Origin of the sequence: Thalassospira profundimaris, assembly GCF_003326795.1 — a bacterium.
Lineage (GTDB): Bacteria > Pseudomonadota > Alphaproteobacteria > Rhodospirillales > Thalassospiraceae > Thalassospira > Thalassospira profundimaris_C.
In genome coordinates, this window is the sequence record NZ_JPWI01000005.1 from 223,466 (window position 1) to 244,985 (window position 21,520).

At 54.9% G+C, this 21,520-nt stretch carries 24 protein-coding genes; 12 read left to right on the forward strand and 12 right to left on the reverse strand.

The features are described 5' to 3' along the window. Positions 1–40 precede the first annotated feature (40 nt). From lgt to TH30_RS10300, 9 genes are all read left to right on the forward strand, one after another. Positions 41–874 (forward strand): prolipoprotein diacylglyceryl transferase, encoded by an 834-nt coding sequence (lgt, locus tag TH30_RS10260; protein WP_114097990.1) that lies wholly within the window; start codon positions 41–43, stop codon positions 872–874. Next, on the forward strand, positions 871–2,004 hold the full coding sequence (locus TH30_RS10265) for a class I SAM-dependent methyltransferase (RefSeq protein WP_309471217.1): 1,134 nt from the start codon (positions 871–873) through the stop codon (positions 2,002–2,004). The genes lgt and TH30_RS10265 overlap by 4 nt, the downstream gene beginning before the upstream one ends. 35 nt (positions 2,005–2,039) lie before the next feature. Continuing rightward, entirely contained in the window at positions 2,040–2,861 is an 822-nt protein-coding gene (gene pgeF, locus TH30_RS10270) for a peptidoglycan editing factor PgeF (protein ID WP_114097991.1), read from the forward strand. 113 nt (positions 2,862–2,974) lie between these two features. After that, on the forward strand, positions 2,975–3,988 hold the full coding sequence (locus TH30_RS10275; protein WP_114097992.1) for a hypothetical protein: 1,014 nt from the start codon (positions 2,975–2,977) through the stop codon (positions 3,986–3,988). Positions 3,989–4,287: 299 nt separating this feature from the next. Beyond that, positions 4,288–5,220: a ribose-phosphate pyrophosphokinase gene (locus TH30_RS10280; RefSeq protein WP_114097993.1), complete on the forward strand. Its 933-nt coding sequence runs from the start codon at positions 4,288–4,290 to the stop codon at positions 5,218–5,220. A gap of 123 nt (positions 5,221–5,343) precedes the next feature. After that, positions 5,344–5,964 (forward strand): 50S ribosomal protein L25/general stress protein Ctc, encoded by a 621-nt coding sequence (locus TH30_RS10285; protein WP_114097994.1) that lies wholly within the window; start codon positions 5,344–5,346, stop codon positions 5,962–5,964. A 15-nt stretch (positions 5,965–5,979) separates the two neighbouring features. Then, positions 5,980–6,765: an aminoacyl-tRNA hydrolase gene (gene pth, locus TH30_RS10290; protein ID WP_114097995.1), complete on the forward strand. Its 786-nt coding sequence runs from the start codon at positions 5,980–5,982 to the stop codon at positions 6,763–6,765. A 67-nt stretch (positions 6,766–6,832) separates the two neighbouring features. Next, positions 6,833–7,936 carry a redox-regulated ATPase YchF gene (gene ychF / locus TH30_RS10295; RefSeq protein WP_114097996.1) on the forward strand — a complete coding sequence of 368 codons (1,104 nt, stop codon included), beginning with the start codon at positions 6,833–6,835 and terminating at the stop codon, positions 7,934–7,936. A gap of 144 nt (positions 7,937–8,080) precedes the next feature. Further along, the gene (locus TH30_RS10300; RefSeq protein WP_114097997.1) at positions 8,081–8,818 is read left to right on the forward strand and encodes a glutamine amidotransferase-related protein; all 738 of its coding nucleotides are present in this window, start codon (positions 8,081–8,083) and stop codon (positions 8,816–8,818) included. Between the two features lie 23 nt (positions 8,819–8,841). On the opposite strand, the gene TH30_RS10305 is transcribed toward TH30_RS10300, so the two are convergent. The 10 genes from TH30_RS10305 to TH30_RS10350 all read right to left on the reverse strand — a co-directional run bounded on the left by TH30_RS10305 (position 8,842) and on the right by TH30_RS10350 (position 17,256). Continuing rightward, on the reverse strand, positions 8,842–9,369 hold the full coding sequence (locus TH30_RS10305; protein WP_114097998.1) for a DUF2478 domain-containing protein: 528 nt from the start codon (positions 9,367–9,369) through the stop codon (positions 8,842–8,844). A 21-nt stretch (positions 9,370–9,390) separates the two neighbouring features. After that, the gene (locus TH30_RS10310) at positions 9,391–9,981 is read right to left on the reverse strand and encodes a cytochrome c3 family protein (protein WP_114097999.1); all 591 of its coding nucleotides are present in this window, start codon (positions 9,979–9,981) and stop codon (positions 9,391–9,393) included. 12 nt (positions 9,982–9,993) lie between these two features. Continuing rightward, on the reverse strand, positions 9,994–10,458 hold the full coding sequence (locus TH30_RS10315; protein ID WP_114098000.1) for a nitrate reductase cytochrome c-type subunit: 465 nt from the start codon (positions 10,456–10,458) through the stop codon (positions 9,994–9,996). Positions 10,459–10,469: 11 nt separating this feature from the next. Continuing rightward, positions 10,470–12,974, reverse strand: a complete 2,505-nt coding sequence (gene napA / locus TH30_RS10320) for a periplasmic nitrate reductase subunit alpha (RefSeq protein ID WP_114098001.1) — start codon at positions 12,972–12,974, stop codon at positions 10,470–10,472. Between the two features lie 44 nt (positions 12,975–13,018). After that, complete coding sequence (locus TH30_RS10325) at positions 13,019–13,270, reverse strand: chaperone NapD (protein WP_114098002.1); 252 nt, start codon at positions 13,268–13,270, stop codon at positions 13,019–13,021. Beyond that, positions 13,263–13,787: a ferredoxin-type protein NapF gene (gene napF, locus TH30_RS10330; RefSeq protein ID WP_114098003.1), complete on the reverse strand. Its 525-nt coding sequence runs from the start codon at positions 13,785–13,787 to the stop codon at positions 13,263–13,265. The genes TH30_RS10325 and napF overlap by 8 nt, the downstream gene beginning before the upstream one ends. A 16-nt stretch (positions 13,788–13,803) precedes the next feature. Continuing rightward, on the reverse strand, positions 13,804–13,977 hold the full coding sequence (gene napE, locus TH30_RS10335; RefSeq protein ID WP_114098004.1) for a periplasmic nitrate reductase, NapE protein: 174 nt from the start codon (positions 13,975–13,977) through the stop codon (positions 13,804–13,806). A gap of 240 nt (positions 13,978–14,217) precedes the next feature. Further along, positions 14,218–15,258: a zinc-dependent alcohol dehydrogenase family protein gene (locus TH30_RS10340; protein ID WP_114098005.1), complete on the reverse strand. Its 1,041-nt coding sequence runs from the start codon at positions 15,256–15,258 to the stop codon at positions 14,218–14,220. A gap of 44 nt (positions 15,259–15,302) precedes the next feature. Next, positions 15,303–16,274 carry a rhomboid family intramembrane serine protease gene (locus TH30_RS10345; RefSeq protein ID WP_114098006.1) on the reverse strand — a complete coding sequence of 324 codons (972 nt, stop codon included), beginning with the start codon at positions 16,272–16,274 and terminating at the stop codon, positions 15,303–15,305. A 58-nt stretch (positions 16,275–16,332) separates the two neighbouring features. Next, the gene (locus TH30_RS10350) at positions 16,333–17,256 is read right to left on the reverse strand and encodes a LysR substrate-binding domain-containing protein (protein WP_114098007.1); all 924 of its coding nucleotides are present in this window, start codon (positions 17,254–17,256) and stop codon (positions 16,333–16,335) included. 166 nt (positions 17,257–17,422) lie between these two features. On the opposite strand from TH30_RS10350, the gene TH30_RS10355 reads away from it, so the two are divergent. After that, positions 17,423–17,950, forward strand: a complete 528-nt coding sequence (locus TH30_RS10355; RefSeq protein WP_114098008.1) for a peroxiredoxin — start codon at positions 17,423–17,425, stop codon at positions 17,948–17,950. Between the two features lie 161 nt (positions 17,951–18,111). Beyond that, complete coding sequence (gene ahpD / locus TH30_RS10360; RefSeq protein ID WP_114098009.1) at positions 18,112–18,648, forward strand: alkylhydroperoxidase, AhpD family; 537 nt, start codon at positions 18,112–18,114, stop codon at positions 18,646–18,648. 85 nt (positions 18,649–18,733) lie between these two features. Here the strand turns inward: ahpD and TH30_RS10365 are convergent, their stop codons facing one another. After that, entirely contained in the window at positions 18,734–19,540 is an 807-nt protein-coding gene (locus tag TH30_RS10365; protein ID WP_114098010.1) for an alpha/beta fold hydrolase, read from the reverse strand. A 127-nt stretch (positions 19,541–19,667) separates the two neighbouring features. Beyond that, positions 19,668–20,870: an aspartate transaminase gene (locus tag TH30_RS10370; protein WP_114098011.1), complete on the reverse strand. Its 1,203-nt coding sequence runs from the start codon at positions 20,868–20,870 to the stop codon at positions 19,668–19,670. Between the two features lie 316 nt (positions 20,871–21,186). On the opposite strand from TH30_RS10370, the gene TH30_RS10375 reads away from it, so the two are divergent. Continuing rightward, the gene (locus TH30_RS10375) at positions 21,187–21,390 is read left to right on the forward strand and encodes a hypothetical protein (RefSeq protein ID WP_114098012.1); all 204 of its coding nucleotides are present in this window, start codon (positions 21,187–21,189) and stop codon (positions 21,388–21,390) included. The last annotated feature ends 130 nt before the right edge of the window (positions 21,391–21,520 follow it).

Below are 21,520 nucleotides of genomic sequence, written 5' to 3' on the forward strand. Positions count from 1 at the left end.
TCGTTCGATTTAACTGCTTCTGCCAACCGGAGTTTCCCCGATGCTGAGCCTTGCCTTTCCGGCGATAGACCCGATTGCGATTTCCATCGGCCCGATTGCCATTCGCTGGTATGCGCTGGCCTATATCGCGGGGCTGCTTCTGGGGTGGAAGTACGTGGTTTATTACTGCACCAAGTCGCCCAACATCATGAGCAAACGCGACGTTGATGATTTGCTGTTCTGGGCCACACTTGGTGTGATCCTTGGCGGGCGGCTGGGATATATCCTGTTTTACAATCTGGAATATTATCTCGAAAATCCGGCCAATATCCTTAAGGTCTGGCAGGGGGGCATGGCATTCCATGGCGGGTTCATGGGGGTCATCGTCGCGATCATCCTGTTTGCGCGCAAACGCGGGATTTCGATCCTTGCCGTACTTGATGCCGCGGCTGTCGCAACCCCGATTGGTCTGTTTTTCGGGCGCATTGCCAACTTCATCAATGGCGAGCTGTTCGGGCGCACCACCGACGTGGCCTGGGGCATTGTGTTTCCCAATGGCGGACCGGAACCGCGCCATCCGAGCCAGCTTTATGAAGCAGCCCTTGAAGGTCTGATCCTGTTTATCGTGTTGTTTGCCTTGTCGCGCAGTGCCTTTGTGCGTCATCGTCCGGGCATTCTTGGCGGAACATTCGTTGCCGGATATGGCATTTCGCGGATCATTGTCGAATTCTTCCGCCAGCCCGATGCACAGCTTGGCTTCCTTGCCGGTGGGGCGACGATGGGGCAGCTTCTGTCGATCCCGATGGTGCTGTTCGGGGTCGGTTGCATTGTCTATGCAATGAAATCCAAGCCGATTGAAACCCGTGCCCATCCCAAAGAGGCAGAAGCCGCGTGAGCCAGCTGCCTGAAACCGATAGCCCGCTTCTGGATCATATCAAGCGCCGGATTGCGCTTTCCGGGCCGATCAGCATTGCCGATTTCATGAATGAGGCGCTGGCCCATCCGGAATATGGCTATTACCGCAAACAGGATCCGTTCGGGCGTGCCGGAGATTTTATTACCGCACCCGAAGTCAGCCAGATGTTCGGGGAACTGATCGGTCTTTGGGCCGCCGTGACCTGGCAGCAACTGGGCTGTCCGCCCAAGATCGATCTGATTGAACTGGGACCGGGACGCGGGACGCTGATGTCCGATGCCTTGCGGGCTGTGCGCAATGTGCCGGGTATTGGTGACGCCTTGACGGTGCGGTTTGTCGAAACCAGTCCGGTTCTGCGCACCCATCAGCAAACTGCCATCATGGCCTATGGCATTCCGGCAACCTGGCACGAAGCGTTTGACGATATCCCGACACGTGCGGGCGTGCCCGCAATTGTGATTGGCAATGAATTCTTTGACGCCCTTCCGATCCGTCAGTTCGAACGGGGCGATCATGGCTGGGCCGAGCGGCTGGTTGGTGTTGATGCCAATAGTGGCGAACTTGGATTTGTCCGTGGACGCGAAACCCCGGTGACCGACGCACTGATCCCGGCCACATTGCGCGGGACAGCCAAAAAGGGTGACATCTTTGAAAGTTGTGCCCCGGCAATCGCCATTGCTGATCAGATTGCGCGGCGCCTCAATGAAACAGAGGGCGCGGCACTGTTTATTGATTACGGGCATCCGAGCAGTGCCTTTGGCGATACGTTGCAGGCACTAAAGGGCCATGAATATCATCCGGTCCTGAGCGATCCGGGCGATGCCGATCTGACCGCACATGTGGATTTTGCAGCCATTGCACGGACGATGAATGAAGCAGGCGGACGCACAGGTGCGGTTTTGACGCAGGGTACGTTCCTTAAAATGCTGGGCATTGAACAGCGTGCCGAGCTTTTGAAAACCAGTGCCGATGAACAACAGGCCGTTGCCATTGATCAGGCATTGGCACGGCTGATTGATGCCGACCAGATGGGAACGCTTTTTAAAGTTCTGATCGGATATGGTCGCAATACAACCCCGCCACCTTGTGTAAGTGGCGTTGCGGGCTAAATACCGATCAACCAGAACGACGGAGCCACCGATCCATGACCCATCCGATTACTGACGGTATCGAACGTTCGTCAAACGGACTGACATGGTTTGAAGCCGAACGCCTGTCGGGCAAGCACGGGCTGCGCCACGGGTTCCTTAGTCGCAAGGGCGGGGTCAGTGACGGTATTCATGGCGGGCTCAATGTCGGTTTCGGGTCCGATGATGACAAGGACCGGGTTGCCGAGAACCGGGCGCGTGCCGCATCGGCCTTTGCGACAATTTCCGAAAATCTGACCACGGTCTATCAGGTGCATGGCACCGATGTTGCCGTTCTTAACAAGCCGCTTTCACGTGACGAGGCACCCAGGGCCGACGCGATGGTTACTGACCGTCCGGGCATCATGCTGGGCATTCTGACGGCCGATTGTACGCCGGTGCTGTTTCATGATCCGGTTGCCGGTGTGATCGGGGCCTGCCATTCCGGCTGGCGCGGATCATATGGAGGCATTTCGGCCAGCACGGTTGCGGCGATGGAAAAGCTTGGTGCGAAGCGCGAAAACATTACTGCCGCAGTCGGGCCATGCATTGCGCGCAAATCCTACGAGGTGGATGGCGCGTTTCGCGACACCATTCTGGGCGGACCCGAAGGCAATGATGATTTGTTTGACCCATCGGTGCGGGACGGGCATTTCATGTTTGATCTGCCGGAATATGTGCGGCGCCGGACCATTGCGACCGGGATTGCATCGGTCGAGCTGGTGGCGCGCGATACCCTGGCCGAAGAACATCTTTTTTACAGTTACCGCCGCACGACGCTTCGCAAGGAGCCCGATTACGGGCGGCAACTTTCCGCAATCATGTTGACAGAGGCGTAGGGCCAAACACGGCTCAGGGGGAGACGTCATGCCGCATATGATTATGCTGTTTTTCTTTATGATCATCGCAACCATGGTTGGTTGCGTTTTGATGTGAATATGTAAGTGGCCTTATGACATCAATCCTCCGTTCCCTTGTTCTGTTTGTTCTGACAATTGCCCCGCTTGCGGCCTGTGGTGATTTGCCGCGCCCGTTCGAGGGGGCCGGACGTGAGGGCGATCCGTCACTTCTGGAATTGCGTGATACCGGAACGGTGCGGGTCGAAGGCGGTGATGACTTGCCCGAAGGTGCGTCGGCACATCTGGCGCGCGCCATGGCACGTGCCTTGCGCAACCATGATATCCCGGCCTATAGCGACAGTTCCGAAGGCGGCAGTTACATCCTGCGCCCGAATGTGGAAACAAGTCTTGTCGAAGACGGTGCCAAGCTTGATCTGACCTGGGTTCTGATGCGTCCGGATGGTCTGGCGATTGATACGGTACGATCGAGTGGTGAACTTTCTGCCGAACAATGGTTTGCCGACAGGCCGGGCGGTCCCGAAGAAAACAGCCTGCTGGTCCCGCAGGATCTGGCTGAAAAGGTCCGGGAACTTGACGGCATCAAGGAAGACCCGATGATCAGGACCTATGACGGTCTGGTGGCGACCCCGGCAGACGAGATTGCCTTTATGATCACCGGTGACCGGTCGGCATTCAAGGCAGCGCCGTTTATGAAGATTGCGCTGATCGATTTTTCCGGCGCACCTGGCGATGGCAATACGGCACTTTCGCGCTCGGCCGGGGCGTTGCTGCAATCCAAGGGCATTCTTGTTGATAACAGGGAAATTGATGAAAACAGCGTGATCCTGTCCGCGACCATTGCCGTGACACCGGTTGAAAACAGCAAGAATCCGCCGGTCGACAGGGTATCCATTGAATGGATCATCATGGAAACCAACGGCAGCGAGCTTGGCCAGATGAACCAGAACAATGTCGTGCCCCATGGCAGTCTTGATAAATACTGGGGGCCGGTGGCATCGCTTGCGGCACAGGCGGCGGTCGAAACACTTGAAGGTGTTTTGGGCCAGATTGCCACGCGCAAAAAGCTTCAGTTGCGGGCAGATAAAAAGACGCTTTCTGCCCGATAGGGTTCCGTTAAGGTGGCGAATGGCCGCCTGATGCATGACAGCCTTGTCGTTATTCGTCATTGGCCCCATTTACAGACTGTTAACGGCTGGTTATAAAGCCGCCGCGAACTGCCATGGTGCAGATTTGCCCATGAATGGTCTTTGAGTGTCGTGAACATGTCGTCAGTTCGGGCGGGGTTTCCCCGGTTTCCGGGCATTTGGGCGACAGGGGCAAGCGGGACCGCTCCTGGCTGATCTGTGTTGGTGGAGTCGCAAAAAGATTTTTCGCTTTCCCGGCACCCATTAACCGAGGCCCCGCTATGAAGATCCTCGCTGGTAACAGTAACCGCCCGTTGGCTGAGGCAATTGCTGACCATCTGAATCTGCCGCTTACCCGCGCAGATGTTAAGCGTTTCTCCGATGAGGAAATCTGGTGTGAAATTCAGGAAAACGTCCGCGGTGAGGACGTTTTTGTCATTCAGAGCACCTCTTTCCCCGCAAACGACAACCTGATGGAACTTCTGGTGATACTCGACGCGCTGCGTCGTGGGTCTGCACGTCGCATCACGGCTGTCATTCCGTATTTCGGCTATGCCCGTCAGGATCGTAAATCCGGTCCCCGTACCCCGATTTCGGCAAAGCTGGTTGCCAACCTGATTACGGTTGCCGGTGCTGACCGCGTTCTGACCATGGATCTCCATGCCGGTCAGATTCAGGGCTTCTTCGACATTCCGCTTGATAACCTGTTTGCATCGCCGGTTCTGACCAGCGACATCCGCAACAAGTTCGAAGGCCAGAAACTGGTCATCGTCAGCCCGGATGTCGGCGGTGTCGCCCGTGCGCGTTCCGTTGCAAAACGTCTGGATGCCGAACTTGCGATCATCGACAAACGTCGTCCGCAGGCCGGTGTTTCCGAAGTCATGCATGTTATCGGTGATGTCAAAGACGCAGCCTGCATTCTGGTCGACGATATCGTTGATTCGGCAGGCACCCTTTGCAATGCAGCCGGTGCGCTTAAAGAACGCGGCGCATCGTCGGTTGCGGCATATGTTTCCCACGGTGTCCTGTCGGGCCCGGCGGTTGAGCGTATCGCCAATTCCCCGATGACCGAAGTTGTCACTACCGATTCCATCCGTGCATCGGATGCGGTTCGTGACTGCACTAAAATCCGACAGCTTCCGATTGCGCCGCTGATGGCTGAAGCCATCCGCCGTATCTCGGAAGAAAAATCTGTTTCCGTTCTTTTCGATTGAGGGTATAAGGCCCTCGTCGCGGTGGCACCCCTGGAGGCCACCGCGCTTGTTTTCGTGGGCTTTCAGCGGTGATTTTCACCAACCTGCGAGAACAATATTTTTATAGTTCAAGGAGATTTTCCGATGGCAAACACTGTTATCACTGCGGAAATCCGTGAACGGGCCGGAAAGGGGGCCGCCCGTGCCGTGCGTCGTGCCGGTATGGTCCCTGGTGTCATTTATGGTGCAAAACAGGAAGCTGTTCTGTTCCAGATCGACCCGCGTCCGCTTTGGAAACTTCTGCATAAGCCGGGCTTCTATTCTCATGTTCTGACCGTTGAAGTCGGAAAAGAGAAATATGAAGTTCTGCCGCGCGACGTTCAGTTCGACAAAGTTACCGATCAGATTCTTCACATCGATCTTCTGCGCTTTGCAAAAGGCCAGACCATCCATGTTGAAGTTCCGGTTCGCTTCGAAAACGAAGAGAAATCGCCGGGCCTGAAAAAAGGCGGCGTTCTTAACGTTGTCCGTCACGATGTCGAAGTTATCTGCGCTCCGAATGCAATTCCGGAAGAGCTGGTCTTTGACCTTTCGGGTGTTGAAGTTGGTGACTCGATCCACATCTCGGCAATCAAACTGCCGAAAGGTGTTGAGCTTGCGATTACCGACCGTGACTTCACCGTTGCGACCGTTGCTGCTCCGTCCGCTCTGAAGTCGGAAGAAAATGCCGCTTCGGACGAAGACGCAGAAGCGACCGAAGAATAAGATCGAGGTCTTACGATGTTTTTGGTGGTTGGATTGGGAAACCCGGGATCGGGCTATGCCGCCAATCGCCACAACATTGGCTTCATGGCGGCGGACGAACTCGTCCGCCGCTATTCTTTTGGGCCCTGGCGTAAAAAGTTTCAGGGTCAGATTTCCGAAGGTGAACTGAACGGTCAAAAGATTCTGGTTCTGAAACCGGAAACCTTCATGAACCTTTCGGGACAAAGCGTTGGCGAAGTGCTGCGCTTCTACAAGATTCCGGTCGAAGACGTTATTGTCCTGCATGATGAGCTGGACCTGCCACCGGGCAAGCTGCGCGTCAAACGCGGCGGCGGCCATGGCGGCCATAACGGATTGCGATCCATTGATGCCCATTGTGGCAAGGAATATCGCCGGGTCCGTCTTGGCATTGGTCATCCGGGGGAAAAATCCCGTGTGCATGGCCATGTTCTTGGGGATTTCTCCAAGGCCGAGAGTGAAGGCTGGCTGATGGCGCTTCTGGACGGGGTTGCGGCGGAATTCGCGCGACTGGTCAAGGGCGATGATGGCGGCTTTATGAGCAAGGTCTCGGCCATTGTGAACCCGCCCAAGCCCAAGGCGCCGAAGAAAGACAAACCGGCTGCCAAACCGGCCGGGAATGATGGCGACACCGATGCGGGTCTGCAAAGGCAGGCTGGCGACGGATTGGACGAATTGTCCGGTGCAGCAAAGGTCCGCGTGGAACGCGCAGACACACCGGTCAGCAACGCAGCTTCGGCCATGGCCGAAGCCCTTGCCAGGGCATTTGGCAAAAAGAAATAGTCTTTCGGTCTGGCAATACCCGGATCGATCCTGATGAACAGAAATTCAAGTTACGGAGCCCGGAAAGATGGGATTCAAATGCGGTATCGTTGGTCTGCCCAACGTTGGCAAATCGACCCTTTTTAACGCCCTGACCCAGACGGCTGCTGCCGAGGCAGCAAACTTCCCGTTCTGTACCATCGAGCCGAATACCGGTCGTGTCAGCGTTCCTGATGATCGTCTTGACAAGATTGCCGCCATTAGCAAATCGGCGACCATCATTCCGACCCAGCTCGAATTCGTTGATATTGCCGGTCTGGTCCGTGGTGCATCCAAAGGCGAGGGCCTTGGCAACCAGTTCCTTGCCAATATTCGCGAAACGGATGCGATTGTGCATGTTCTGCGCTGCTTTGAAGATGGTGACATCACCCATGTCGAAGGGTCGGTTGACCCGGTTCGCGATGCCGAGACCATCGAGACCGAACTGATGCTTGCCGATATGGACAGCCTTGAGAAACGCGTTACCGGTTTGCAGAAACGTGCCAAAGGCAATGACAAGGACGCCAAGCTGACGCTGGAACTGGTTGAACGTACCCTTGAAGTTCTGCGCGAAGGCAAGCCGGCACGTGTTGTTGAACTTAACAACGAAGACGAAGCCAAGGCATTCCGCATGTTGCAGCTTCTGACCAGCAAGCCGGTCCTTTATGCATGCAATGTTGATGAAGACAGTGCTGCGGATGGCAATGCGCTTTCGGCCAAGGTTGCCGAAATGGCAGCAGCCCAGGGTGCGCGTTCGGTGGTGATTTCAGCGGCTATTGAGTCGGAAGTTGCCCTTCTGGAAAGTGCAGAAGACAAGAAAGAGTTCCTTGAAGGTCTTGGTCTTGAGGAAACCGGTCTGGCGCGCGTCATTCGTGAAGGGTACAAGCTTTTGAACCTTTTGACCTTCTTTACGGTTGGTCCGAAAGAAGCCCGCGCATGGACGGTTTATAGCGGTGCAACCGCACCGAATGCGGCGGGTGTCATTCACACCGATTTCGAGCGCGGCTTCATTAAGGCCGAAACCATTGCCTATGACGATTTCATCGAATTTAACGGTGAATCCGGTGCGCGTGATAACGGCAAGCTCCGTCAGGAAGGCAAGACCTATATCGTCAAGGATGGCGATATCTTCCACTTTAAATTTAACGTCTAAGCCATCGCTTTTTCGTTTCGGATCAAAGGCCGTCGCACCCTGTGTGGCGGCTTTTTCCGTTGTGGCAAAACCTTTTTGACGGCAGGGGACTTGTCAAACTGTGCCTAAAACGTCAACCTTCGCTCTTGCAGCAATGAGGTCCCGATGAACGAACTGAGCCCCGCCAACCGCATTCTTCTGATTTTCAATTCCGCCACCGGGCAGCCGGGACGGTTGGGAACGGTGTTGCGCAAGTATGGCTATGAGTTCGATATTCGCCGCCCGGGCGAGGGCGATACATTGCCCGAAGACCTGACGGGCTATCATCTGGTTGTAGTGTTTGGCGGCCCGATGAGTGCCAATGACGATGATCTGGGCAATGTGCGCGCGATCATGGATTTCCTGCCTCGCGTGGTTGCCAGTGATGCGCTTTATCTTGGTATTTGCCTTGGCGCGCAGCTGATGGCACGCCATCTTGGTGCGGAGGTGCAAGCCCATCCCGATGGCCTGACCGAGATCGGCTATTACCCGGTGCAGGCGACCGAGGCGGGGCGTGATCTGTTTCCCGACGAGATGATGGTCTATCACTGGCACAGCGAGGGATTTGGTCTGCCCGAAGGGGCGGAACTGATTGCGACGGGGGCAACATTCCCCCATCAGGCCTATCACATTGACGAGCGTATCTGGGGCATTCAGTTCCATCCCGAAGTCGATGATGAAACCCATGAACGCTGGCTGTCAAATTCAGCGGCCAAGACGGATCGACCAAACGGTCAGGGACCGGATCTTCAACGGGCGGGACGTGCCAAATATGACGCGGCGTTCGGGGAATGGTTCGAACGCTTTGCCGCCAGGGTGCTGGCGCGTGACCGTGCACCGGTCGATTTCGGGTGTTGCGACTGATCGGGAACAAACGCCAGGCTGTCTCAGGCGTTTTCAGGAATGCTCAGATGGTCTGCCAGCCAGTTTCTGATGGTCGTGGCATCAAGGGGCAGATCATCGGCGATGCCGCCGTGAAATTCCTCCCAGGCCGGGGCATATTCATCGCGCACGCCGACCAGAACCGGAATATCAAGATCAAGCGCGCGCGAGATCACATCACGCAATCCCCTGCCATCAGCTTCGCTGCGGCCAAAGCGCGCAACAATCAGCAGATCACACCGGGTTTCCACGTCACGTTCGAGCTGTTCGGACAGCGATGACAATGCATCGCCATCGAGTTTGCAGCCCTTTGCCATTGCGCCACGGTTTTTGGTGATCGGCATTTCCGCGCCGCTACGCAGGTTGCGCACATAGACAAGCGTTCCGCAATCGCGGTCCTTGCGGCGCTTTTGCACATATCCTGCGATGCGGTTGGCATCAATGCTTGCGGCGATTTCGCCCAGCACGTCGTCAATCGGGTCTTTTGGCCGGAATGGAATCCCGGCCAAAAGGAAGCCTTGGCTTTGTGTCACGCGGTTTGGTCCATCTTTAACTTATTGCCATTCGGGAATACCCGACATGTCGGGAAGATGATGCGCGATCCCCTTGTGACAGTCGATACAAGTCTTTTCACCGGTGAACAAAAATTTCTGATGGGCCTCGGATGCACGCGGGCTTTGGCGGGTGATATCCATCGATTCCGATGAATGACAGTTACGGCATTCAAGGGAATTGTTGGCCGACAGACGTGCCCATTCGTGCTGGGCAAGTTCAAGCCGCTTTTCAAGGAACTTGTCACGCGTGCTGATGGTACCAAATATCTTGCCCCAGACTTCCTTGGATGCCTGCATCTTGCGCGCGATCTTGTCGGTCCATTCATGCGGAACATGGCAATCCGGGCAGGTCGCCCGAACACCTGAACGGTTGCTGTAATGGATCGTGGTTTTCAGTTCCTCGTAGACATTGTCCTTCATTTCGTGACAGCTGATGCAGAATTGTTCTGTGTTGGTGGCTTCAAGTGCGGTGTTAAAGCCACCCCAGAACATGATCCCGGCGATGAATCCGCCGACCGTCAGGAAGGCAAGACTGTAATGCACGCTGGGGGTCGTCAGAACCGTCCAGTACCGTTTTAAAAAGTTCATCATCAGCCAATCTCCTTATTCCGCGATGCGGGTGCTGTTGTTTGGCAGGAGTTGGTCAATATCGACAAAGGTGTTGTCGACCAGCGGTTTGACGTCTTTTTGTGACACGTGACATTGCGTGCAGAAATAACGACGCGGACTGACTGCCGCAAGAAACTGGCTGTCGCGGTCCATGAAGTGGGTGATCGAGACCATTGGTGCCCCGCTGTCACCCGTACGCGAACGGGCATGACAGGACAGACATTTATTGGCGTTGCGATCAATCTGATATCCCTCGATATCATGGGGGATGGTTGGCGGCTGTTCGGGGTAATTGCGCGGACGTTTTTCGCTATTATCCTCGAAATTCGAGATGCGTGGTGCCGGGGAGTCCTGATCGGGCGCGGCACTGCGCAGGGTCGTAATCGGTTCCGCAGCCATCGCCATGCTTGTGATGCCGATAATCGCAAGGGCAAGCAGCCATTTGGGGGTGAGTTTCATGGTTTCCTCCCTCACACTTTTTCAATGCGGATGGCGCATTTCTTGAAGTCGGTCTGCTTTGACAGCGGATCGGTGGCATCCAGGGTGACCTTGTTGATCAGTTCGCTGGCATCAAACCAGGGGACAAAGACCAGTCCGCGTGGCGGCTTGTTGCGGCCTCGGGTTTCAACCCGGGTGCGCATGTTTCCGCGTCGGGAGGTTACCTTGATCTCGTCGCCACGGCGCAAGCCGAGCTCGGCAGCGTCATCAGGATGCATGAAGCAGACGGCATCAGGGAAGGCACGATAAAGTTCCGGCACACGCTGGGTCATCGACCCGGAATGCCAATGCTCGATCACGCGCCCGGTGCATAGCCAGAGCGGATATTCTTCATCCGGACTTTCGGCAGCAGGTTCATAGGGCAGCGCAAAGATGCGGGCCTTGCCATCCTTGTGTCCATAAAACTCGACCCCGGCACCCGGTGTGACATAGGGATCGTATCCTTCGCGATAGCGCCAAAGCGTTTCCTTGCCATCGACCACCGGCCAGCGTAAGCCGCGGACCTCGTGATAGACGTCGAAGGGGGCAAGGTCATGTGCATGACCCCGGCCAAAGGTGGCATATTCCTCAAACAGGCCTTTCTGGACGTAGAAGCCGAATTCCTGTGATTCCTGGTTGTTATAATCCGGGGCGGTTTGTTCAAGCGGGAACTTGTCGACATTGCCATTGCGATAGAGCACGTCAAACAGGGTCTTGCCGCGCATTTCCGGTGCCTTGGCCAGAAGTTCTTCCGGCCAGACATCTTCCATGGTGAAGCGCTTGGAGAATTCCATCAGCTGCCACAGGTCGGACTTGGCTTCGCCCGGTGCGTCAACAAGCTGATGCCACATATGTGTGCGGCGTTCGGCATTGCCATAGCAGCCTTCCTTTTCCACCCACATGGCCGTCGGCAGAACCAGATCGGCGGCTTCGCACGTAACTGTGGGATAGGCATCCGATACCGTGATGAAGTTTTCCGGGTTGCGATAGCCTGGCCAGCCTTCCTCGTTCATGTTGGCTGCGGCCTGCATGTTATTGTTGCACTGAACCCAATAGGCGTTGAGCTTGCCATCGCGCAGCATGCGGTTCTGAAGGACTGCATGGTAGCCGACCTTGTCGGGAATGGTGCCATCCGGCAGTTTCCAGATTTCCTCAGCATGTTTGCGATGCTCGGGATTTGTCACCACCATGTCGGCAGGCAGGCGGTGAGAGAACGTACCGACTTCACGCGCTGTGCCACAGGCAGATGGTTGCCCGGTCAGCGAGAAGGGCGAGTTGCCCGGCTCGGCAATCTTGCCGGTCAGAAGATGGATGTTGTAAACAAGGTTATTGGCCCAGACCCCGCGGGTATGCTGGTTAAAGCCCATGGTCCAGAACGATGTGACCTTGGTGTTCGGATCGGCATAAAGTTCGGCCAGTGCTTCGAGGCGTTCCTTGGGAACACCGGAAAGCTGATGGACTTTATCAAGGGTATATTCCGAGACGAATTCGGCATATTCGTCGAATGTCATGTCGGTTGATCCGCCGGCATCGGCGGCATGTTTGGCCGACTGTTCGCGCGGATCTTCCGGGCGCAGACCATAACCGATATCGGTGTTGCCACGGCGGAAAATGGTGTGCTTGTTGACAAAGTCGGTATTGACCCGGTTGGTCGAAATGATGTGGTTGGCGATATAGTTGAGGATCGCCAGATCGGTTTGCGGTTCAAACACCATCGGAATGTCGGCCAGATCAAAGCAGCGATGCTCGTAGGTCGAAAGCACGGCAACCTTGACATGCGGGGCCGAAAGACGCCGGTCGGTGACGCGGGTCCAGAGGATCGGGTGCATTTCCGCCATGTTGGAGCCCCAAAGCACAAAGGCGTCGGCGGCTTCCATGTCGTCATAGCAGCCCATCGGTTCATCCATGCCAAAGGTGCGCATGAAGCCGACAACGGCAGAAGCCATACAGTGGCGGGCATTGGGATCAAGGTTGTTGGAACGGAAACCGGCCTTCATCAGTTTGGAGGCAGCGTAGCCTTCCCACACCGTCCACTGGCCAGACCCGAACATACCAACTGAAGTTGGTCCCTTGGCCTTGAGGGCGGCCTTCCATTTTTCGGCCATGACATCGAATGCCTCGTCCCAGGATACCGGTTCGAAGTCGCCATTCTTGTCAAAAACACCGTTCTTTTTGCGCAGAAGCGGTTGGGTCAGGCGGTCCTTGCCATACATGATCTTGGACAGGAAATAGCCCTTAACGCAGTTCAGACCGCGATTGACCGGGGACAGAACATCCCCGTGGGTCGCAACGACATGATTGTCCTTGGTTGCAACCATCACCGAACAGCCCGTGCCGCAGAACCGGCAGGGGGCCTTGGACCATTTGAGCTGGGTGTGTTCGGTCTCAGTTACCAGATTCTGGGCTGATGCCGGCAAGCTGATGCCAGCGGCAGCGGCAGCAACGGCTGCGGCCTTGGCCTTGAGGGCATCTCGGCGGGATATCTTTGCCTTGAACATCGTATTGTTCCTTGATCCAGAGGTCGGAAATTCTATTGAAATCGTCAGTTGGCTTTTTCGCTGTGATGGAACACCAGATTGACGCCCAGAACGCCGGGAATTTCGCCAATCTTTTGCATGGTGTCGGCAAGCTGGCGGTCGGTATCGGCTTCAAGCACGACGACGAGCTTGCCATTTGCGTCTTCTGCAGTGACTTCTGCGCCATCAAGCTCTTCGAGCCGGGTTTTGATGATGGTGATCTGTTCGGGCCTTGCCTGAACGATCATGCTGGAGATCACCCCGATATCTTCATTCATGGGCGTATTCCTTTTGCGGTGTGATCATGATGGCATCGGCCGGGCAGGCGGTCTGACAGGCACCGCATCTGGTGCAGGTGCTTTCATCAATGATGACGCGCGCCCGTCCGCCCAGTTGCGGGGGAATACGAATGGCTCTTTCCGGGCAGATATCGCCGCATGACCGGCAATAGATGCCCTGTTCTGCAAAGCAGTTTTTGGCAACAGTGATGTCAAGCTGCCATGCCGGATTTGCTGTGCGATCAAATACATCTTCAGCACAGGCATCAGCACAGGCCCCGCAAAAGGTGCATTCACCCTTGTTGAAATCAATCGTCGGGAACTGCTTGTCATCAAGGGAGATGATCCCTTCCGGACAAGCTGGCACACAGTCACCACAAGCGGTGCAGTTGGCGTGAAAATTAACAGCCCAGGGGGGGCGGATTGCATGCGTATCAGGATGCACATGGCGATCCTGCGTCGGACGCAAGCGGTTCAGAAAATCCCTGCGGCTGGGTTGTTTGAGAGTTTCAGGCATTTTTCAGCCTCCGCCGTCAGACCGGTGGTCCGGGCGGCCCTGCAAACATTTGATAAATCCAGATTGAAAAACCAAGCCCGCCAACGATTGCAATCGCAAGCGCTGGTGCCAGAACAACTGCCAGAAACAGAAAGCTTCTAAGCTCTTTCTTGCGCCGGTCGGCACTTTCAAGAGTGATTTGGTCCGTCATGGTTTCGTCTCTCTCTGTCTCATTTCTGAGGTGGAAACCTTATTTTCGCCAGCGGTCGGTGCGAAAATCGGCATTCTCTTTAAGGTATTCCGTTTTCATATGGGGAATACCCGGACAGAGTGTAAGGGGATTTAGACGGTCATAGCAATCTTAAGTATAACAAGTCATATATTAATATAATTAGAACGATAATAAAAAGTGGCTGTGTCTCAGGCCATGCGCGGAATTGGCAGATTTTGTCTAAAACCTGTCAATGATCGTGACACCGGTTCCGGCAAAGTGATTCATGCTCATCAGTGCGGTGGCACCCTCGGCCAGGGTGACTCGATCCCCGATCAGCTTTTGCGGGGCGAGTTTGCCAGTCACGATCATGTCGATCATTGCGTCATAGCGAAATGCCTGCATGCCGTGGCTACCCAGGATTTCAAGTTCATGGGCAACAACCCGGTCCATCGGGACTTTGGCATGGGCGTGGTCGCCGGTCATCAGTCCGATCTGGATATGCTTGCCGCGTTTGCGCAAGCATGAAACCGAGTTAAAGCAGGTAACCGCGCTTCCCAGGGCATCGACTGATACATGTGCACCGCCACGGGTCAGATCCTTGATCGCGGCGGGAATGTCATCAATGGCACGCGCATTGAGAACCGCATTGGCACCAAGTTCTTTGGCGAATTCAAGTTTGGTGTCATCAATATCAACAGCAACGACAAAGGCACCGGCTGCTGCCGCAATCATGATGGCCGAAAGCCCGACCCCGCCAGCGCCATGGACGGCAACCATCTCACCGGCACTTACCTTGCCCTGATCAATCACGCCGCGAAAACTGGTGGCAAAGCGACAGCCAAGGCTTGCTGCCGTGGCGAAATCCATTTCATCAGGCAGGCGCACCAGATTGGTGTCGGCATAGTCAATGGCAACATATTCGGCAAAGCTGCCCCAATGTGTAAAGCCCGGCTGGAACTGATGGTCGCAGACCTGATGATTGCCGCTGTGACATTCCGGGCAATGACCGCATCCGGAAACAAACGGTACGGTGACCCGGTCGCCTTCCTTCCAGCGTTTGATGTCCTTGCCAACCGCAACCACAGTTCCGGCAAATTCATGGCCCGGAACGTGGGGAAGCTGAACGTCGGAGTCATGTCCCATCCAGCCATGCCAGTCACTGCGACACAGTCCCGTTGCGCCAACCTTGATGACAACGCCGCCATTGGCCGGGGTCGGATCGTCAAGTTTCTGGACTTCGATCGGGCCCTGATATTCGGTGAAATAGGCAGCGCGCATGGTGTTTCTCCGGGACGTGAAGGATGGGCTTTATCAAGGTTTGATCAAGTATCGTCCCTGTTGCTGTCCGGATGCAAGCGGACAACTTTGGGAACGCCAACAGACGGTTTGGATTTTGGCTGTTGCGGCGGGTTTGGCTGATAGCGACCCCACGGGGATTTATCGGTACTTTCGCCCTCCTTGCTCCACGGGCCGCGCCGATCGTTGCGCATACTCGCATGCCTGGCAGCGCGTTCCGCCTCATAGGCTGCCGCCCATGGCGGGATGTTCGACCCGCGACCCGTTCCGCGTGTTTTGCGACCCGGGCGATAAATGCCAAAGGCCGGTGCGGGTGAGCCATCATGCCAGAGTGGCACGTTGCGATGCTTGAAGAACGGGATCAGGGCCATGCCGGCAATAAAGCCTGCAATATGGGCGACCCAGGCAATGTTGCCCCCGGCACCGCTTCCGAAATTGATGATCTGCGTGATGAACCAGAAACCGAGCACAAAGACGGCCGGTACATAGAAAATGAACACCCAGAAGAACCAGACAAGAATGCGCGCCTTGGGGAATAACAGGAAATAGGCGCCCAGAACCCCGGCCAGTGCACCGGATGCACCGATCATCGGGATTTGCGACTGGGTATCAAGAAGACCGTGACCAAGGGCGGCGGCGACACCACAGATCAGATAGAACATCAGAAACCGGAAATGCCCCATGGAATCTTCGACATTGTTTCCGAAGATCCAGAGATACAGCATATTGCCGCCAAGATGCATCCAGCCGCCATGCATGAACATGGCCGAGAAGATCGACAAAAAACCGAAGCCGGACGGGAAGGGCGAAAATTCCGGCGGCAGATTGGCATGGCCAAACAAGATGGCCGGAACAGCGCCATATTGCAGATTGACCAGCTGCGCGGAGCGGGGGTCGAGACTTACAGTGACCAGAAACACCGCAACATTAAGCGCGATAATGGCGTAGGTAACCCACGGTGTGATGGTGGTCGGATTGTTATCCTTGATCGGTAACATCGACGAATTGCCTGTTCCTTGCCTTTACAAAGAAATGGATGATGAAGCCTGCCCGCCGTCAGGCAACATCGGCCTGCCGGACCGGTGACAGCCGGTCGCGCAGATGAGTCGCAAGTTGACGATATTCGCGTTTGCGCGCCGAACTTCTGCGCCAGACCATACCGATGCGACGGACCGGTACCGGATTTTCAAAGGGCAGGATTTTCAGAAGGTCCGGACGGCGGGCCTCGACTTCAAGCGACATTTCCGGAAGCAGGGTCGATCCGACGCCAGCTGCAACCATCTGAACCAGGGTCGACAGACTGTTTGCCTGAAAGTCGGCGGATTTGCTCCATCCGGCTTTCTGACAAACTTCAAGGGCCTGATCGCGAAGACAATGGCCGTCCTCAAGCAACAGAAGCTTTTCATCCTTGATATCGGCGATTTCGAGATGGTTCTTTTTGGTCAGCGGATTATCCGGGCTGCAGGCAAAGACGAAATGGTCTTCAAACAGATCGAATTCCTCAAGCCAGTTTTCCTCGATCGGCAAGGCAATCAGGGCAAGGTCAAGCTTGCCAGCAGACAGCAGCTTTATCAGATTACCTGTCTGGTCTTCACGCAGGAAAGGCTGCAATTTAGGAAAACCGGATTTAATCTGGGTCATCACATCGGGCAAAAGATACGGGCCGATGGTCGGGATGACACCGATATGAATAGGACCCGACAGTGGTTCGGTGGCCGCCTGTGCCATGGTGGTCAGTTCATCGACTTCCTGCAGAATGCTTCGCGCCCGCGAAACAACTTCTTCGCCCAGCGGTGTGATCAGGACCTGACGCTTGTTGCGTTCAACCAGCTGCGCACCAAGAAGGTTCTCAAGTTCGTTGATCGCCGCAGACAGGCTTGGCTGCGTGATAAAGCAGGCCTCAGCCGCGCGGCCAAAATGGCCACATTCCGCCAACGCAACTAAGTACTTGAGCTGCTTGATACTTGGTTGGGCAGCCATAAATTTTTCCTATCAACAACTGAGGATTTATCTATTTGTCTTAGTTAGTCCATTTCACTACAAATCGCTAGCAGTGAGTGTGTTTTTTGCACTTGCACACAAGATTTCTCGGTCTGTCGGGGCCGTTAATCGGGATTTTTAACTGGGTTATGGAGTAACCAAACAAATGCTTACCGTTGGTGATACGCTTCCTGAATTTAATCTGACTGGTGTTTCGGGCAAAACCCCGGACAGCTTTGCACCGGTGACCGACAAGTCCTATGAAGGCAAATGGAAGATCCTGTTCTTCTGGCCGAAAGACTTCACCTTTGTCTGCCCGACCGAGATTGTCGGCTACGGCGAACTGAATGGTGAATTCGAAGACCGTGACGCAGTTCTTCTGGGTTGCTCGACCGACACCGACTTCGTCCATGCTGCATGGCGCACCCACCACGAAGATCTGGGTGACAGCCCGTTCGTATGGCTGGCTGACGAGAAAAAAGAACTCTCGACGGCTCTGGGTGTTCTGGCCAAAGACGCCGGTGTTGCGCTGCGTGCGACCTTCATCATCGATCCGGACAACATCATCCGTCACGTCCAGGTTAACGACCTTAGCGTTGGTCGTAACCCGCAGGAAGCACTTCGTATTCTTGATGCACTGCAGACCGACGAGCTTTGCCCGTGCAACTGGAACCAGGGTGACGCAACCCTCTAAGTTGCCATTGGCGATTTAGTCCAGACGATATTGGGATCGGGTATCCGCCCGATCCCGTTTTAGCCAAAACATATCCATTCTGTGTTTCTTGCTTTGCCCGACCGGTGCAGGCGATGGATGATCTGTTTTTCGTTTTTGCATTTTGTATCAGAGGATTACCAATGAGTTCGATTACCGAAATCAAGGACGCAATGCCGGCCTATGCCAAGGATCTCAAACTGAACCTGTCGAGCATGGCCAACAATCCGGGCATGACGGACCAGCAGGTTTACGGCACCGCATTGGCTTGTGCCTTTGCATCGCGCAACGCCAAGCTGATCAAGGCAGTTGCTGCAGAAGCAAAAGAAAAGCTGTCGGAAGAAGCAATTGAAGCGGCCAAGGGTGCGGCGGCAATCATGGGTATGAACAATATCTATTACCGTTTCGTCCATCTGGTATCGGATGCCGAATACGGCACGATGCCTGCACGTTTGCGCATGAACATCATCGGCAAGCCGGGCATTGATAAAGCCGATTTCGAACTGTTTTCGATCGCGGTTTCGGCGATCAATGGTTGTGGCATGTGCATTGATTCCCATGACAAGGTCCTTAAAGGTGCTGGCGTCAAAAAGGAAACCATCCAGAATGCGATCCGCATCGCATCGGTCATCCATGCGGTCGCGGTTGTGATTGACGCCGAAGACGCACTGGCCGACTAAGCCAAAAGAATTCGGGCGATTGCCCAAAGAAAAAAGCCCCGGTTGCGTTATGCAGCCGGGGCTTTTTGTTGTTTGAGAAACGGGTTTAGCCATCCACAAGTTCGGCAAGGCCAAGATGCTTCAGGCTGGCATCAATCACCTGATCGGGCTGATCGAAATGCGGGATATGTCCGCATTCCCGGATCAGCAGTTTGGTGGACGGACCACTGACATTTGCACAAATGGTGTGGACCTGATCATCACTGCCAAACTGGTCATCATCGCCCTGAATGACCAGAAGCGGGCAGGTGATGCTGGCAAGCTCATCCACCATGTTCCAGTCGCGGAAGGCCGGTTGACGCCATGTATCGACCCACGCGCTAAAGACGGCATCGGTCTGGAAGAAGTGATGGCGTTCAAGCCTGGTCTTCCAGTCGGTATTGGCATAGATGCCCGCCGCATCATTGATCCCGGCAATGGTGACATCTTCGACATAGACGTGGGCGGCTTCGGAAATGACAGCGGTGACATTGTCTGGGAAACGTGCGGCATATTTAAGCGCGATGGTCGCCCCGTCACTATGTCCGAAAAGGATCGGTTTGCTTAGCCCCAGTTCCGTGATCAGGCCATGCAGATAGATATCGCTTTCGGTGTTATGGAAATCGACCGCGCGGGGAATGTCACCATCTTCATGGGGGTCGGACCGGCCGTGGCCGCGCCGTTCATAGACAATCACCGGATGGCGGGTTGCGGTGGCAAGCTTGGCGGGAAAGTCCCGCCACATGCGGATGGTGCCCAATGCTTCATGCAGAAAGATGATGGTCGGGGCGTCTTCGCGCATATCGGCTGGTTCGATCCGCTGACAGGACAGGCTTATCCCGTTGACGGTGGCATAGAAATTCTCGGTTATCATGCTTTGTCCGATTTATCGGTAATTCAGTGCGTAATTGTTGAATTCGATAATGGACAAAAAAACAGGGCCCGGCAAGTGCCGGACCCTGTTTGGATGGTCATGATCCCGATAACCGGGGTCGCAACCCTTATTTCAGAGCTGCGCAAGCACGTTTGATACGTGCGCAAGCTTCGGTAAGGGCCGCATCCGAAGTCGCATAGGAAATGCGGAAATACGGTGCCAGACCGAATGCCGAACCCTGAACGGCGGCGACGCCTTCTGCTTCGAGCAGGTAGGTGACGAAGTCGGTATCGGTTTCGATTTTTTTGCCGTCCGGGGTGGTTTTACCGATGGCGCCCGCGCAAGACGGATACACGTAGAACGCACCTTCCGGGGTTTTGCACGACAGGCCTTCACATTCGTTCAGCGCTGCGACAACAAGGTCACGACGTTTTTTGAAGACTTCTGCACGTTCTTTGAGGAAGTCCTGCGGACCGTTCAGGGCTTCGACCGAAGCAGCCTGACTGATCGAGGAGGTATGCGTGCTCGACTGCGACTGGACCTTGTTGATCGCTTTGATCAGGTCTTTCGGGCCAGCAGCATAACCCAGACGCCAGCCGGTCATCGCATAGGATTTCGACACACCGTTACAGGTCAGCGTACGCTCTTTGAGCTTCGGCTCGATCTGGGCGATGGTGGTGAATTCGAAACCGTCATAGACGAGGTGCTCATACATGTCGTCAGACATGACATAGACGTTTTCATGTTTCAGAAGAACGTCGGCAATCGCACGCAGTTCGGCGCGCGAATAAGCAGCACCGGTCGGGTTCGACGGCGAGTTCAGAACAACCCACTTGGTTTTCGGCGTGATTGCGGCTTCGAGCTCGGCAGCGGTGATTTTGAAGTCGTTTTCTTCCTGGCATTCGACCACGACCGGGGTGCCCTCGGCCATCAGGGTCATGTCCGGGTAGGAAACCCAGTACGGTGCCGGGATGATGACTTCGTCGCCCGGGTTCAGCGTTGCGAAAAACGCGTTGAACAGGGTCTGTTTGCCACCACAACCAACGGTGATCTCGTCGATAGTGTATTCCAGGTCATTTTCGCGCTTGAACTTCTCGACAATTGCCTTGCGCAGCTCGGGAGTACCAGCGACCGGAGTGTATTTGGTCTTGCCAGCATCGAGTGCCGCCTTGGCAGCTTCTTTGATGTTGTCGGGGGTATCAAAATCCGGCTCACCTGCGCCAAGGCCGATAACGTCAACGCCAGCTGCCTTGAGTTCAGCAGCCTTGGTGGTTACGGCAATGGTGGGAGATGGTTTGATACGGCTCAAACGGTCGGCAATAAACGCCATTGGTCTGTTTCCCTGGAATGAAAAAAGAAGTGAAAAGAATCGCGTTCTTTCGGATCGGACCCTACGCCTGCCTTAAATTCAATTCAAGGCAGATTCTCGCCATTTGCGGGTTCTTTGGGATGATTTTATCCAATTTTGCGGCCCATAGGATGTCAGATTGAACACAACATCGAATCAAACGGCGAAGAAGTGCCCATGTTCCCAAAGAAAAATTCGAAGAGATGCATCTCTTGGTTGTTGATTGAGGTGGAATAATAGTATCGATTGTTTGTTACGGATTTCTAATTCAATTCTGAGCAGCAAAAGGGGTGCTTTTATGAAGGTTATGATTAACGATCTCAGCGTCGCAATGGAAGTTAAGAACAAAGGTGTAGAGTTTCGCGTTCATGACAATCAAGGCAATTTTCAGGGGGACTGTTACGTTACAAAGTCTGGTCTTACTTGGTGTCAGGGAAAAACCCTTAAAGCAAACGGTATTAGCGTGAGTTGGGAAGAGTTTATTGAATGGATGAACTCTTAACGATCTGCTCCCAAGTTTTCTATTTTGCCCCCTGACGTCTCCTGACATTTCCTGACAGGAGCTGTCAGGGGTGGGGCTTGCGGTCAGGCCTATCTGACTTATAACTAGGGGCAAGATCAAACGAGGGATT

Bases quoted from the DNA above. Each gene is read 5' to 3' on its own strand.
- lgt (WP_114097990.1), top strand. From the start codon at position 41: ATGCTGAGCCTTGCCTTTCCGGCGATAGACCCGATTGCGATTTCCATC.
- pgeF (WP_114097991.1), top strand. From the start codon at position 2,040: ATGACCCATCCGATTACTGACGGTATCGAACGTTCGTCAAACGGACTG.
- TH30_RS10275 (WP_114097992.1), top strand. From the start codon at position 2,975: ATGACATCAATCCTCCGTTCCCTTGTTCTGTTTGTTCTGACAATTGCC.
- TH30_RS10280 (WP_114097993.1), top strand. From the start codon at position 4,288: ATGAAGATCCTCGCTGGTAACAGTAACCGCCCGTTGGCTGAGGCAATT.
- TH30_RS10285 (WP_114097994.1), top strand. From the start codon at position 5,344: ATGGCAAACACTGTTATCACTGCGGAAATCCGTGAACGGGCCGGAAAG.
- pth (WP_114097995.1), top strand. From the start codon at position 5,980: ATGTTTTTGGTGGTTGGATTGGGAAACCCGGGATCGGGCTATGCCGCC.
- ychF (WP_114097996.1), top strand. From the start codon at position 6,833: ATGGGATTCAAATGCGGTATCGTTGGTCTGCCCAACGTTGGCAAATCG.
- TH30_RS10300 (WP_114097997.1), top strand. From the start codon at position 8,081: ATGAACGAACTGAGCCCCGCCAACCGCATTCTTCTGATTTTCAATTCC.
- TH30_RS10310 (WP_114097999.1), bottom strand. From the start codon at position 9,981: ATGATGAACTTTTTAAAACGGTACTGGACGGTTCTGACGACCCCCAGC.
- TH30_RS10315 (WP_114098000.1), bottom strand. From the start codon at position 10,458: ATGAAACTCACCCCCAAATGGCTGCTTGCCCTTGCGATTATCGGCATC.
- napA (WP_114098001.1), bottom strand. From the start codon at position 12,974: ATGTTCAAGGCAAAGATATCCCGCCGAGATGCCCTCAAGGCCAAGGCC.
- TH30_RS10325 (WP_114098002.1), bottom strand. From the start codon at position 13,270: ATGAATGAAGATATCGGGGTGATCTCCAGCATGATCGTTCAGGCAAGG.
- napF (WP_114098003.1), bottom strand. From the start codon at position 13,787: ATGCCTGAAACTCTCAAACAACCCAGCCGCAGGGATTTTCTGAACCGC.
- napE (WP_114098004.1), bottom strand. From the start codon at position 13,977: ATGACGGACCAAATCACTCTTGAAAGTGCCGACCGGCGCAAGAAAGAG.
- TH30_RS10340 (WP_114098005.1), bottom strand. From the start codon at position 15,258: ATGCGCGCTGCCTATTTCACCGAATATCAGGGCCCGATCGAAGTCCAG.
- TH30_RS10345 (WP_114098006.1), bottom strand. From the start codon at position 16,274: ATGTTACCGATCAAGGATAACAATCCGACCACCATCACACCGTGGGTT.
- TH30_RS10350 (WP_114098007.1), bottom strand. From the start codon at position 17,256: ATGGCTGCCCAACCAAGTATCAAGCAGCTCAAGTACTTAGTTGCGTTG.
- TH30_RS10355 (WP_114098008.1), top strand. From the start codon at position 17,423: ATGCTTACCGTTGGTGATACGCTTCCTGAATTTAATCTGACTGGTGTT.
- ahpD (WP_114098009.1), top strand. From the start codon at position 18,112: ATGAGTTCGATTACCGAAATCAAGGACGCAATGCCGGCCTATGCCAAG.
- TH30_RS10365 (WP_114098010.1), bottom strand. From the start codon at position 19,540: ATGATAACCGAGAATTTCTATGCCACCGTCAACGGGATAAGCCTGTCC.
- TH30_RS10370 (WP_114098011.1), bottom strand. From the start codon at position 20,870: ATGGCGTTTATTGCCGACCGTTTGAGCCGTATCAAACCATCTCCCACC.
- TH30_RS10375 (WP_114098012.1), top strand. From the start codon at position 21,187: ATGAAGGTTATGATTAACGATCTCAGCGTCGCAATGGAAGTTAAGAAC.